Origin of the sequence: Spirosoma sp. KCTC 42546 (genome assembly GCF_006965485.1) — a bacterium.
In the GTDB taxonomy this organism is placed as follows: domain Bacteria; phylum Bacteroidota; class Bacteroidia; order Cytophagales; family Spirosomataceae; genus Spirosoma.
Map to the genome: position 1 here is coordinate 4,067,007 of NZ_CP041360.1, position 12,521 is coordinate 4,079,527.

12 protein-coding genes are annotated in these 12,521 nt (G+C 46.5%); 5 read left to right on the forward strand and 7 right to left on the reverse strand.

The features are described from left to right. Positions 1-524 precede the first annotated feature (524 nt). On the reverse strand, positions 525-983 hold the full coding sequence (locus EXU85_RS16555; RefSeq protein ID WP_142773148.1) for a hypothetical protein: 459 nt from the start codon (positions 981-983) through the stop codon (positions 525-527). 124 nt (positions 984-1,107) lie between these two features. Here EXU85_RS16555 and EXU85_RS16560 point away from each other — a divergent pair, with 124 nt between their 5' ends. The 4 genes from EXU85_RS16560 to EXU85_RS16575 all read left to right on the forward strand — a co-directional run bounded on the left by EXU85_RS16560 (position 1,108) and on the right by EXU85_RS16575 (position 6,852). Further along, positions 1,108-2,754 carry a T9SS type A sorting domain-containing protein gene (locus EXU85_RS16560; protein WP_142776739.1) on the forward strand — a complete coding sequence of 549 codons (1,647 nt, stop codon included), beginning with the start codon at positions 1,108-1,110 and terminating at the stop codon, positions 2,752-2,754. Positions 2,755-2,783: 29 nt separating this feature from the next. Beyond that, entirely contained in the window at positions 2,784-4,823 is a 2,040-nt protein-coding gene (locus tag EXU85_RS16565; RefSeq protein ID WP_142773149.1) for a thioredoxin domain-containing protein, read from the forward strand. Between the two features lie 220 nt (positions 4,824-5,043). Further along, entirely contained in the window at positions 5,044-5,931 is an 888-nt protein-coding gene (locus EXU85_RS16570) for a hypothetical protein (RefSeq protein WP_142773150.1), read from the forward strand. A 45-nt stretch (positions 5,932-5,976) separates the two neighbouring features. Beyond that, entirely contained in the window at positions 5,977-6,852 is an 876-nt protein-coding gene (locus tag EXU85_RS16575) for a hypothetical protein (RefSeq protein ID WP_142773151.1), read from the forward strand. A 115-nt stretch (positions 6,853-6,967) separates the two neighbouring features. Here EXU85_RS16575 and EXU85_RS16580 read toward each other — a convergent pair whose 3' ends face one another. Then, positions 6,968-7,405, reverse strand: a complete 438-nt coding sequence (locus tag EXU85_RS16580) for a secondary thiamine-phosphate synthase enzyme YjbQ (RefSeq protein WP_142773152.1) — start codon at positions 7,403-7,405, stop codon at positions 6,968-6,970. A 118-nt stretch (positions 7,406-7,523) separates the two neighbouring features. Here EXU85_RS16580 and EXU85_RS16585 point away from each other — a divergent pair, with 118 nt between their 5' ends. Beyond that, the gene (locus tag EXU85_RS16585; protein ID WP_142773153.1) at positions 7,524-8,354 is read left to right on the forward strand and encodes a toxin-antitoxin system YwqK family antitoxin; all 831 of its coding nucleotides are present in this window, start codon (positions 7,524-7,526) and stop codon (positions 8,352-8,354) included. A 10-nt stretch (positions 8,355-8,364) separates the two neighbouring features. On the opposite strand, the gene EXU85_RS16590 is transcribed toward EXU85_RS16585, so the two are convergent. From EXU85_RS16590 to EXU85_RS16610, 5 genes are all read right to left on the reverse strand, one after another. After that, on the reverse strand, positions 8,365-9,081 hold the full coding sequence (locus EXU85_RS16590) for a pirin (RefSeq protein WP_142773154.1): 717 nt from the start codon (positions 9,079-9,081) through the stop codon (positions 8,365-8,367). Positions 9,082-9,087: 6 nt separating this feature from the next. Further along, complete coding sequence (locus EXU85_RS16595) at positions 9,088-9,615, reverse strand: hypothetical protein (RefSeq protein WP_142773155.1); 528 nt, start codon at positions 9,613-9,615, stop codon at positions 9,088-9,090. A 102-nt stretch (positions 9,616-9,717) separates the two neighbouring features. Beyond that, the gene (locus EXU85_RS16600; RefSeq protein ID WP_142773156.1) at positions 9,718-10,470 is read right to left on the reverse strand and encodes an intradiol ring-cleavage dioxygenase; all 753 of its coding nucleotides are present in this window, start codon (positions 10,468-10,470) and stop codon (positions 9,718-9,720) included. A 118-nt stretch (positions 10,471-10,588) separates the two neighbouring features. Continuing rightward, on the reverse strand, positions 10,589-11,332 hold the full coding sequence (locus EXU85_RS16605) for a LytTR family DNA-binding domain-containing protein (RefSeq protein ID WP_142773157.1): 744 nt from the start codon (positions 11,330-11,332) through the stop codon (positions 10,589-10,591). Next, positions 11,329-12,438 carry a sensor histidine kinase gene (locus tag EXU85_RS16610; protein WP_142773158.1) on the reverse strand — a complete coding sequence of 370 codons (1,110 nt, stop codon included), beginning with the start codon at positions 12,436-12,438 and terminating at the stop codon, positions 11,329-11,331. Before EXU85_RS16610 ends, EXU85_RS16605 begins: the two co-directional genes overlap by 4 nt. Positions 12,439-12,521: the final 83 nt, after the last annotated feature.

Sequence of the window (12,521 nt, forward strand, 5' to 3'; positions counted from 1 at the left end):
AGCAAAATTTATACCAATGAATAATCATTTTTTGTTTCTACTGTAATTAAGTGTATACATGTTTTAGTAGGATGGGATAAATAGCTTTTAGACGCTATTTAGGCATATGGTAACTGATCAATTTGGCCACTACTGTGCTAGTATGCCTGTTGGTAGATAATATATACTTGACGGGTTGCCTTCTATAATCAATTTTATACAGATCATTCTGGCTACTAAGGGGTAGAATAAAGGCCCACTTCAATCAACAAAAATTGACTTCTATACACGCTTAAGATCGACGACAAGGCTTTAATCTGGATGCTGTATCGATTGAAGGGTATAGATTCGCCACCCATGCAATCAGATACTGGCAAGTTCTGGGGAACCGCTTCGAAACTGAATACCAGACGAAAAGTAAAAGCCATTAATCCGTGTCACAAGCAGAACCTGTGACACGGATTAATGGCTAAGGGGATTTGACTTATTTAGATTCGCGAGCTAATACGAATACTCGCGTCTTGACTGGAGAGTTGAGGACCTTATTATAAGGTAGGGTCAAATTCAAGATTGATATCAGCATCTTTCCCATCTACGGGTGCACGCTGCCGAAGGATGAGTTTACTCTTGGTCAACTGAATAATCGGGAAGTTGCCTTTGAAACCAGATACATCTACATCGATCGATTTGTTGTCGGTAGCAAGTGTCCAGGTGCCGCCATTGATAACGGAATTGGATTGTTTTGGGTCAAGAGCGCGGACGGTACCATCATTTCTAAACTGCATGTTGAGGTCATACAAAACCTGGGTCGCTAAATTCAGGCGGCTTTTGTTGACGGCCTGTCCATCGGGTGTCGATACCTGAACGGTTCGCCAGTTATTGGCTACCAGCAATTCGGTTTGTGATGCCTCGGTAGGCGTTGGGTTGTTGCCATCGTCCTTTTTACAATGGGTAAGCGTTAGTAGCAGCGTGGTACACACCAGCAGAAGTCGGATTGGATTCATAACGAGATAAAGCCGTTTTGTACGTACTTGTTTACATGAATAACGAGAAGCGTTTGCCAATTCGTTTAGTAACCGGGTCGCTTTACGCCCCTAAAATTCCGTAGTTTTGGCGAAACTTCAAGCAATGCAGGGTTCATTTGGCAGTTTGTTTGTCTGGGTCGTTGGCTTTTGGCTGAATTATTATCCAGTAGCCAGCGCTCAGGAGTGTGCTGATCGGCTTAATTTTACGCCCGTTAGCCAGCCTAATCAGATTGAGTGGAGTAAATTTCCGGATTTTACACTCCCATTTCCTATTATCTATGGTGGTCCCCGGTTTGCCGATGTACAGGCGAGCCCATTACGGCATGGATTTAGTCATCTGGTTGATGTAAAAGATAGTGAATACGGCTCACTGGTACAGGCAAAGCAACGTGCATTGGTGTATTACGGGTTTGCAACAGGGCTGAATCAGCCGTGGGAAACCCTCGAAAGCCCCTGGGCAAATGACCTGGCAGCCTACCGTGCCAAGTGGGATCGCTTTTTGTCGGATTTGGCCGGGGGACAGAAAAACTCGGCTGGCTTATATGTTCTCCCGGTAAACCGGCTCTCCTTAGATATTGAACGATTTCTGGAAACGGATAGCCGGATTCTGAAAATCAAAACCGATACCCGTGTTCCCGAAATCTACCGGGCCCTTTCTGACGCCGACTTTGTGGCCGCCTATAAAAAAGCAATGCGCAACCTCTACGCGGAAGGGTTACGCTATGTTCGCCAGCATGCCGATCTGACCGGTATCAGCGTGAGTAGTTACGCCGATACTCCCGTATTAAATACCTACCTGAACGTACCAACTTTCACCTGGACTGATTGGACGACCAACCTCAGCCGGACAAATTACATGGTCCAGGATTCACTTGGGCGCGGTATAGGTGGCCCGTACTATGATCAATTAGACGCTTTGTCGCCCTCAGCCTATTATTATTACGACTATCCGAACCCACTGGCGAAAGACTATCTGGCGTATCTGCTGTTTCAGATCGAAGTGAATCGGGCCTGGAGTACGAAACCAGTGGTCCCCTGGGTCTGGCTGCGGTACCATGATAGTTCGAGTAGTTTCCCAAACTTCATCCAGCCCTTTATGGCGGAGGCTACGGCTATATTCCCTTTTTTTTCGGGGGCATCCGGCTTGTGGCTTTGGGAAAATCCTACCCTGACAGGTACCCGAACCGATACCTATGCCGCCTATGAATACTTTACGCATGGACTGTATCGGCTATCACACTTTGCCGATATGTTTCAGGGGAACTATGAACTCGTGATTGAGACCACCGCCCGGGATTTAATGGATAAGCAACTGCCAGTTTGGCGGGGGGTTGCCAAAGAAAACAAAATCCTGATAGCCGCCCAAAACCCTTACGCGGCCGATGGCGTGAAAACCAGCCTGACGGTACGGTATAAGACCTGGCAACAGACCATTGAGCTTACCGGCCGTGAGGTGTATCTATGCCGTTTTGATATAGGCACGGTGACTGCTAACGAACCCGCTTTAGCTGATGTTAGCGTGTTTCCCAATCCAGCTCAAACAATCCTAATGGTGTCGTTCGGGCAATTACCCACATCAGCAACAAGCCTTGTTTTATTAAACACAAACGGCCAATCCGTCGTTAGGAGAGTGGTTAACAGTGTTAAGGAGTACATAAACGTGACGCATTTACCCGCCGGGCTCTATGTGCTCCGAATCCAAAATGAAACCGGAAGCCAAACGAAAAAAATAGTCATTACGAGTCATTAGGTGGTCATTCCTAATGACCACAACCTATCATGCCCAATCAACTCCAATACGAAACCAGCCCATACTTGCTTCAGCACGCCGAAAATCCTGTTGACTGGTACCCTTGGGGCGATGAAGCCCTGACTAAAGCCGTTGCAGAAGATAAACCAATTCTGGTTAGTATTGGCTATTCGGCCTGCCACTGGTGCCATGTTATGGAACGGGAGTCATTTGAAAAGGAAGACGTAGCCTTGTTGATGAACCAGCATTTCGTGTGTATTAAAGTTGACCGTGAGGAGCGCCCGGATGTTGACGCCATTTACATGGATGCCGTTCAGGCAATGGGTGTGCAGGGGGGCTGGCCGCTCAACGTGTTTTTGATGCCTGATGCCAAGCCATTTTATGGACTCACATACCTACCTAAAAAGAACTGGATGAATTTGCTGGATAGCGTTCGATCTGCTTTCGACGAACACCGACAGGATCTTGTCCAGTCGGCGGATGGGTTCGCGCGGGAGTTGAACCTATCCGATGCCGAACGCTATGGACTGACGCAGAATGACCCACTTTTTGCGCCTGAAACGGTAGATGTACTGTACCGAAAAGTAGCAGTTAAGGCCGATGATGAAAAGGGGGGCATGCGTCGTGCCCCAAAGTTTCCAATGCCGAGCATCTGGCGATTTTTACTTCGTTACTACGATGCCACTGGCAACGAAGCAGCCCTACATCAAGTCAAACTGACGCTTGATCGGATGGCGCTGGGTGGAATTTACGATCAGCTTGGCGGGGGATTTGCCCGCTATTCAACGGATGCTGATTGGTTCGCACCCCATTTTGAGAAGATGTTGTATGATAATGGTCAACTTCTTACGCTTTACGCTGAAGCGTACAGTCTGACCAAAAGTCCGCTCTACAAACATGTTGTTTATCAAACCATTGGTTTTGCTCAGCGTGAATTATTGAGTCCCGAAGGCGGATTCTATTCCGCTCTCGATGCGGATAGTGAAGGTGTAGAAGGTAAATTTTACACCTTCACTACACCCGAGCTACAGGAGATTCTGGGGGGCGAGTACGACTGGTTTGCCGAACTCAATAATCTGACAGAAGCGGGTAACTGGGAACACGGACTGAACATTCTGCACCGCACGGAGTCCGATGAATCATTTGCCGAACGTATGGGCTGGTCACTTGCCGAGCTGAATGTACGTCTGGATGCTACGCACACCCGACTATTAAGGGTACGCACGGAACGTATTCGGCCGGGATTAGACGATAAGATTCTGTGCTCCTGGAATGGTCTGATGCTAAAAGGGCTGGCTACGGCTTATCGGGTTTTTGGCGAGCCAGAGTTTTTAACCCTCGCTTTACGGCTGGCGTTCTTTTTGCTGAAAAAGATGCGGGACAGTCGAAATGGCCGACTTTGGCATACCTATAAACTGGGCAGGGCCCGCCAGGCCGGATTCCTGGACGATTATGCCGCGGTTATTGATGGACTTGTGGCACTCTATCAGGCCACCTTCACCGAAAGCTGGTTGACAGAAGCAGACCAGCTCATGCAGTATGTATTGGCTAATTTTAGCGATGATACAGTCGATGAGTTGACCGGCCCGGAACCGCTCTTTTTCTTTACCGACAAAAATGGAGAGGAGCTTATTGCCAGGCGCAAAGAGCTGTTCGATAATGTGATTCCTGCATCGAACTCAATGATGGCCGAAAACCTGTACACGCTGAGTTTGTTACTGGAACGACCCAATTATGCTGACCGTGCCGACCAGATGCTGGGGCGGGTACAACCACTGGTTCAGCAAAACGCCGATTACCTGACCAACTGGGCCGCTCAATTTGCCCTTCGGGCACGTCCTACTGCCGAAATCGCTATTGTCGGCCCCCAAGCAGATCAGTTCAGAGCCGAACTAGATGCTGAGTATTACCCTAATAAAGTGCTCTGCGGTACTGCCGGTACGAGTGAATTACCCCTATTACACCAACGAAACATGCTTGATGGACAAACGGCTATATACGTCTGTTACAATAGGGCTTGTCAGTTACCGGTTACCAGTGTGGCAGAGGTATGGCAGATGCTACATTAATTTTCCATTAAAATATGACCGTTTTATAAATTCATACAATTATTCCAAGTTTTTATTGTGATGAAAATAGGAAATTAATAGAATGGAAAATACCTTCATGGCGGTTTAGCATAGTACGGGTTAACTAAAGGGAGATAATGTATAGTATTGATTATTAGTCTTTTAGTTGCCAAGTTGCTGATTGTTAGATTCATCAATAGTACCTTATCACTATAACGCTATGAACACCACACGTTTACTCCATTGCTTTGCTTATTTATTTCTGCTAATTGGTTTTTGGGGATGTACAGACCATCGAATTCCGGTTGCGCCAGGAGCCAGTCGTTTACGGGTTAAAACAATAATTCAGGAAGGGCCAAACGGCACATCGAAGATCAGTGCGTTCAACTACGATTCACAGGGTCGGCTGAGTTTGATTATCGGCTATCAGGCACCTGATAGCAGTACCACACCCGTAGAGAATACGGTTTTTCAATACGATGGCCAAAATCGACTGACCCAGGCACGGCGTGAGGTTGTCCGACGAGCAAGCAGTTCACCAAATCCGTTTGAACTCTACCGATATGGCTATAATGGAGCTGGTCTGGTAGATGGGGTTGGATTCTCTTCAAGCAGCATGGGCGCTGTCACTCGCTGGAATGCAACTCTTCAATATAATGGTGCCAACAAAGCGGTGGGCAGTTCTGAATTCTTTGATATCCCTGGGGTTACAATTACGAGTAATAGTTCGTACGTCTACACCGGCAACAATATAACGTCCGTCACTACGACATCAACGCTTTTTCGAAACACACCCTTCACCACCACCAGCACAACAACCTATGCATTTGACACGAATGTAAATCCGTTCTATGGGGTATTTGTCATTCCTAAGCTTGCGCAGTTTGCGTTTCCACCAAGCGCAAGTCTTAATGACAACACCTACTTCGGGGGACTTCGTTTTCTGTCAACGTTAAGCCAGAATAACATACTTTCTGCCATAGATGGTGGGGGAGGAGTCACCTTATATTCGTATACCTACAACGCGGCTAATCTGCCAACCAAACGCGTTACGGCCGCTGGTAATAGTGTTTTGGAAACTTTATACTTCGAGTATGAAAACTACTAAGAGACAGGCCCAAGTTCAAACATAATAGCTTATTACCACAACCCTATGAATACTACACGTTTACGTCAAGGCTTGAGCATTTTACTGCTTATTATTGGTTTTTGGGGATGCACAGATCACCGAATTCCTGTTGTTACGCCAGGAGCCAGTCGTTTACGGGTTAAAACAATAACCCAGGAAGGGCCAAACGGCACATCGAAGATCAGTGCGTTCAACTACGATTCACAGGGTCGGCTGAGTTTGATTATCGGCTATCAGGCACCTGATAGCAGCACCACACCCGTTGAGAACACAGTTTTTCAATACGATGGCCAAAATCGACTGACCCAGGCTCTGCACTCGGAAGTTCGACGTGGATCAAGATCTGAAACATACACGCTTGCTTATAATGCAGCAGGCCAGTTGTCGGGAATTGGTAACTCGCCCTCCACATTTGGTGTAGGTCTCCAATACAACACCCCTAATCAGATCACATATAATAAAGGAATAAATGTGGGTGGTCTTCAATCCAGCGGAGGTGGTTCGTTCACCTTTACGGGAAATAACCTGACTTCGTCTACTGATGTATTTTCTATAATCCGCTTAGGAGGGCCTAACATACCGGTTTACAATAGGTCGATCAGTACTACCTATGCATTCGATGAGAAAATAAATCCATTTTATGGCGCATTTGTCATTCCCGCGCCGGGTGTATTTCTTCCTCCTGCCGGTGTGGGATCATTTGGGCCTTTCTACACCTATTACGGAGGCATTGATAATCAGTTTAACTTTAGTCAGAACAATGTGGCCTCGGCTATAACCGGGGGGGGCGTTACTCTTTACTCATATCTTTACAATGCCGCTAATCTGCCAACCAAGCGTGTTACGGCCACTGGCAACAGCGTGGTGGAGACGTTGTATTTTGAGTATGAAAACTATTGAACGCTAGACTAACGATATGTACATGCCCAAGGCACCCTTGACAAGGAACCTTGGGCATGTACATGTTAAGATGTCAACAAAAAGAAATGAATTTTGTGAAATCATTCATCATTCATCATTCATCATTCATCAAATCTCCCCAGGCCGTCAAAACCAGCGTCCGGCTACCGCCATCATTTCGGTGCTCGCCGAGGTAAATTCCCTGCCACGTCCCTAAATTCAGCCGTCCATTCGTGATTGGAATCGTCACTGAATGGCCCAACATGGCCGTTTTCAGGTGGGCTGGCATATCGTCGGAGCCTTCATAGTCGTGCTGGTAATAGGGTGCATTTTCTGGTACGGTCTTATTGAAAAATCGCTCGAAATCCCCTCTTACCGTTGGGTCAGCATTTTCGTTGATGGTCAGGCTGGCCGATGTATGCTGGATGAAGACCTGTAATATCCCTGTTCGAATCTGCTGTAAGGCCGTAAATTCCCGTTCAATACTACGAGTTATCAAGTGGAAACCGCGTGGGTAGGGTGGTAAATGAATCGTATGTTGAATGATCGTCATGGGAAAGGGGAGTAGTTCATTTGTGGAAGAATAACTATCTTAGGGAGCAATCAGTTTGTCATTCCAGAAGGCTTCTATTTCTGAAAAAATGAGGATTATGCCCTTTGGGAAGTGCTTGATGACCATCATACACTTCCTGCTGTTTTGTTTATTCCATCCATACGTTCACGCACAGGCGGATACTACAATACGTAGCAAACTTGCCTATACGGTGCGTCATGAGTTTGCCGATTATGACGAAGAGATTTTGTACTACGGTAAACATGATCAGTATTTTACCGTTCGGATTTATCGAAAAAATGGCGTATTGTTCCGAACCGATTCCTACATCGTATTACCCAAAACGCTCTCAAATGGGTTCCAATTAGATAGTATCAGCCGGATTGCTCATCATGGGCCAACTAAAATCATGTACCCGTCGGGTCAGGTATATGTGAGCTGCGAATATAAAGAGAATATACTGCACGGGCCTTTTATGGCCTTTTATGAGGACGGTACTATTAAGCGCAAGGATTTCTACCGACATGGGCGCCTTAGTCGGAGTCAGTGCTATTCGCTGGAGGGGAATATACAAAAATGCGAACCCTTTTATCAGGCCGCTAAATTTCTGGGTAAAACACAGGATCTACAGGCGTATTTAAATCAGAAATTAAGCTCAGTTCTGGATGGGGAGCGTGTCCGGCGAGTCAATGCATCATTAACAATTAACGAGATTGGGCAGGTCATTCGGGTGAGTGTGTCCGTTTATACGGCGCCATATGCTGAAAGTCAGGTCCCGATAGTTGGGAATTATGTACAGCAGATTATTCGTAATATGCCTGAATGGATGCCCGATCAGTTTAACTGGAAACCCGCTGTCAATGACGGCAAAACGATTACATCGACTTGCATCATGACGATATTCAGAACAAATGGGGGGATTCAGTATAATCTGTTCTATCGAATGTAACAGAGGCTGTTTAAAGAGGAACTTCCAGTATCATAAGTACCGCATCGTTGGATAGAGCTTCGAACTCCACTTCTCCATTGTGTATAGTTGTCAACGCCAGACCATCCCGTGCGTGTAAAAGCCTGTTCTGAACCTCAAAAGCACCACTCAGAATAAATACAAAAACTCCATTTGTGGTATCGGTTATGGAATAAACATCGTCTTTCCTGCCATCATACGTACCAATAAAGCTATGCCATTGAGCGTACCCATGCTGACCTGCTTCGTGTATTGAGAAAAGGGGGAGGAGTTTATTTTTATTGGTGAGGTCAAACTGAGTTTGGTGCCCTTCAGGGGTGAACTTGCTTGACTGATTGGTGAGCCAAATCTCTAAAAAATTGATAAGCTCAGTCTCGTAAGGATTACTGATTTCGTATTTCATGGCGGCCGACAGCGATAAAGTCTGAGCCTGTCCCGCTTCCAGAAAACCAGTTCCAATAGGGCTATTGTATTCCAGACCACCAACTAGCGGAAGAAGGATAACATCGGTATTTAGCTCAACCTGCATGCCGATACGACAGCCAGCTTTAAGGGTGTTATCATTCAGTAGCTGTAATGCGCCGAAAGGCGTTCTGCTTTCCTCAAGATAGGTGCCAAAATTAAAGCCGTGAAAACTTCGAAAATAATCAGCTTGTGAGCAGCCTCGCTGATCGGACAAATACAGTTGAGCCTGAGTTTGTGTATCCATAAGACCTTACTTTGAAAAATTCGGTAACTGCAAAGACGAAATGCTCAGATAAGGCTGTAGCGCAATCAGGTCGGTTTCCACTTCGTTGCCAGCCTGTAAGGCATCAAGCTGGTCGCCATAAGCAATCAGGAACCGATCGGAAAAGGTATCGATCCAGGTAAGCGGTTCGCTGTAAAAGATGATGGCAATTTTGTGGGCATTTTTATTCTGCACGTGCGACTGTATAATCTCGAATTTGAATTGCGTAAAAGGAAGGCACAGTTTACCGGAGCTATTGACAATATCAGGAATGAGTTTGTTTAACTGACGAATGTAGCCAATAGCAGCCCCACTGGTCAGGTGATGGAGTCGGTCGGCATTGGGGACGTTATCCAGTAATTCCTGAAACGTACTGTATTTGTTTTCCTGATTATAGAATTGAGCCTGCATATAAAACTCCAGGTAGGTATCCTCAAAAACGAACTTGTCCCACGGTTTCTGGGAGGTTACGTCAATGATTTTCCGATAACTCAGGCGAATAAGTCCTTTTATCATAGTAGAGACACCATCTGGTATGTCTAAACACTGAGCCACAGAGAACAATGAAAAAAATAGTCTAAAAACTCTGTATTCTCTGTGACTCAGTGTTTAACGTAATTACGCGCTGACAACAATTGTATGGGTGAGTGTGTAGCCGCCAGAGATACTCCCCGAAACGGTCGCTAACTCCGTGGTGAAACCATCCGAGAATACATTATCAGATTCGTTCTTCGTATCCTGTACCCCTTTCGTATAGCCATACGACTGGGCTGTTGTATACACCGTGGTCGTTATATCATACGGGAACGCTATTTGTGTAACCAACAGCGACTTCCCGGCGGAATTATAAATATGAACGTGAATGTGCGGGGCTCTGCCCGAATACCAGCCCGGAAAAATTGAGGTAAATGAAGCTAAGCCATTGGCATCGGTCGTCTGCCGACCCCGTAGAAAATCGACCGTCGTGAAATTCACACTCTGCATACCCGTTCCACCGTATTCTGAATAATAGCCGTCTTTATCGCAATGCCAGACATCGACCAGTGCACCCGATAAAGCCGCACAACTGCTATTCGCATTTTTGATGGTGATGTTCATGGTAAACGCGACTCCTGTCCGACCATCCGTAATGTCTTTCCGTACGAAATTGGCAGGCACTTTTGTTGGGAAAGGCCCTTCGGTTTCACTGGGGGTAACGGAACAATTACTGGACGAACTGCCATTGGTTGAACCGGTTGATGTTGACGTGCCAGTTGTTGTGGTTGAAACCGGATCAACTGTCGACGATGAGCAACCACCAACGAGTGGTGTAACGGCTGCGATGCCGAGTAAACTACCGAAACCACGTTTCAAAAATTCGTTGCGTTCCATACTAAAAGAGAAAACAGGGATTTGATGTATAGTAGTTTGTACGCAACGGTCCGGGCGAATGTTGCTTTTCCAGAGGGGTTTGCGGTAAACGCACGGATTGTGTCGGTAAATAAAACGTTTATTGGCCTAACCGATTGAGCAGGTCGGCCTCGTAACTAGAACCAATCGGGATCTCATGCCCGGCTACTAGAATAGTTTTGTTCCGTATGGCCTCAATACGTGTCAAGGGCACAATATAGGAACGATGTACCCGACAAAACTCATGGTTGGGAAGCCGTTCCATCATCACTTTCAGGGTCATGCGGGCTACAAGTGGGCGGGGCACACTAGCCTGGTTCCGGCCGTCTTTATCGGTCCGGAGATGAATTTTAACATAATCATCTAAGCCCTCAATGAACAGAATATCGGCTAAGGCAATCTTGTGAAGGCTATAGTCAGCCCGAACGTACAAATAGGCTTCGCTGGCTTTGTCAGAACGTTGCTGCCACCGGTATAAATCAGCCGCTTTATTGGCAGCTTGTAAAAAACGATCAAACGTAAACGGTTTCAATAAGTAGTCGACCGCGTTCAGTGTAAACCCTTCTACGGCAAATTCAGCGTACGCCGTCGTAAAAATAACCATCAGCGGCTGCGACTCATTTGCCGATGTAGACCCAATTACTTTATAAAAATCAATCCCAGACATGGAAGGCATATTGATGTCCAGAAATAACAGGTCGACCGGGAATTGCTCCAGGTACTTCAGGGCCTCATCGGTGCGCGTAAAGGTTTTTTGTAAGTCAATAAAGTCCACTTGCTGGCAGAAGTGGGCCAGGACCCGTAAGGCCGGGGGTTCATCATCTAGAGCAATGGCGCGAATCATGACAAGGTAATGGATAAATCGATGGTAAAGGTATCGGGTTTGTCGCTGATAACCAGTTGATGCCGCTCAGGATAGAGGAGTTGCAAACGAGCTTTGGTATTGGTTAACCCAATGCCACTGGCCACCGCCGTTGGCTGGAATACCCGAACCTTATTATTAGCTACGTGGCAGTGCAGTTCATCACCAGTAATCGAGATGTGGATTTGAATGGTGGAGGGCTCTTCGGGACTTACGCCGTATTTAAATGCGTTTTCGATAAAGGAAATCAGAAGGAGTGGGACAATTTGCCTTCCATTGGCCTGTCCCTCGACCGTAAAATCAATTTGTGCGGTATCACCCAAGCGCAGTTGTTGCAAAGCAATATACTGACCAATGTAGTCTAGTTCGTTTATGAGCGAAACCTGATTTTCCTGCGATTCCTGAATGACGTATCGCAGAAATGAGGATAGTTTGATCAGGGCATCGGCCGTTTGGGGCGATTCGATGATAGCCAGCGAATAAATGCTATTGAGCGTATTAAACAGAAAATGAGGATTAATCTGTGCCTTTAAATAAGAGAGCTGTGTCTGAATTTTTTCCCGTTCGGTTTCGCGCCAACGGTTATTTACACGCAGGGCAAGCGCCAGGAGAAAGCCGACCAGCGTCAAAAAAAACGTTTGACTGAGTTCTGATGGTAGCCCCGGTTGTTCGGGCCTTGCCCCCTGATAATTGCCATCCGGAATGGGCGGTTGTGGTCCATCTGGAAACGAAGGTGGTGGCCTATGCTCCAGTTGATAAGGTGGCGGACCTGGTTGCTGGGTTGGAGGTACTAACCCATTTCGATTGATAACGACCAGCGCGCTCTCAATGAGTAGAAAGCAACCCAACGAGCCGAGGGCATAGAGGCTGTACTTCCGGTGAAAATATAGCTTTGGAATCAGGATATAATAATTGGCGTAAAAAAAGGCAATCGTCAGCAGGTACGAGACCAGATTGCGCTGCTCGTGCGGATTGTGGGGGAGCTCGGTTAGTTTTGCAACCCCATTTGATGCAAAGATATAAGGGAGTGCCAGAAAGGTTAGACAACCCAGTAGGTGAATGGTAAGGCGCGAAATCCGGGTATTCATGGAGGGAAATTACTCCTGAATCAGCTAAATCAATTACATAGTAATCGGAATTGGGGCAAGAGGGCAGAATGTGCCGGTAAATA

Bases quoted from the DNA above. Each gene is read 5' to 3' on its own strand.
- EXU85_RS16595 (WP_142773155.1), bottom strand. From the start codon at position 9,615: ATGATAAAAGGACTTATTCGCCTGAGTTATCGGAAAATCATTGACGTA.
- EXU85_RS16600 (WP_142773156.1), bottom strand. From the start codon at position 10,470: ATGGAACGCAACGAATTTTTGAAACGTGGTTTCGGTAGTTTACTCGGC.
- EXU85_RS16605 (WP_142773157.1), bottom strand. From the start codon at position 11,332: ATGATTCGCGCCATTGCTCTAGATGATGAACCCCCGGCCTTACGGGTC.
- EXU85_RS16555 (WP_142773148.1), bottom strand. From the start codon at position 983: ATGAATCCAATCCGACTTCTGCTGGTGTGTACCACGCTGCTACTAACG.
- EXU85_RS16610 (WP_142773158.1), bottom strand. From the start codon at position 12,438: ATGAATACCCGGATTTCGCGCCTTACCATTCACCTACTGGGTTGTCTA.
- EXU85_RS16575 (WP_142773151.1), top strand. From the start codon at position 5,977: ATGAATACTACACGTTTACGTCAAGGCTTGAGCATTTTACTGCTTATT.
- EXU85_RS16560 (WP_142776739.1), top strand. From the start codon at position 1,108: ATGCAGGGTTCATTTGGCAGTTTGTTTGTCTGGGTCGTTGGCTTTTGG.
- EXU85_RS16580 (WP_142773152.1), bottom strand. From the start codon at position 7,405: ATGACGATCATTCAACATACGATTCATTTACCACCCTACCCACGCGGT.
- EXU85_RS16590 (WP_142773154.1), bottom strand. From the start codon at position 9,081: ATGGATACACAAACTCAGGCTCAACTGTATTTGTCCGATCAGCGAGGC.
- EXU85_RS16570 (WP_142773150.1), top strand. From the start codon at position 5,044: ATGAACACCACACGTTTACTCCATTGCTTTGCTTATTTATTTCTGCTA.
- EXU85_RS16565 (WP_142773149.1), top strand. From the start codon at position 2,784: ATGCCCAATCAACTCCAATACGAAACCAGCCCATACTTGCTTCAGCAC.
- EXU85_RS16585 (WP_142773153.1), top strand. From the start codon at position 7,524: ATGACCATCATACACTTCCTGCTGTTTTGTTTATTCCATCCATACGTT.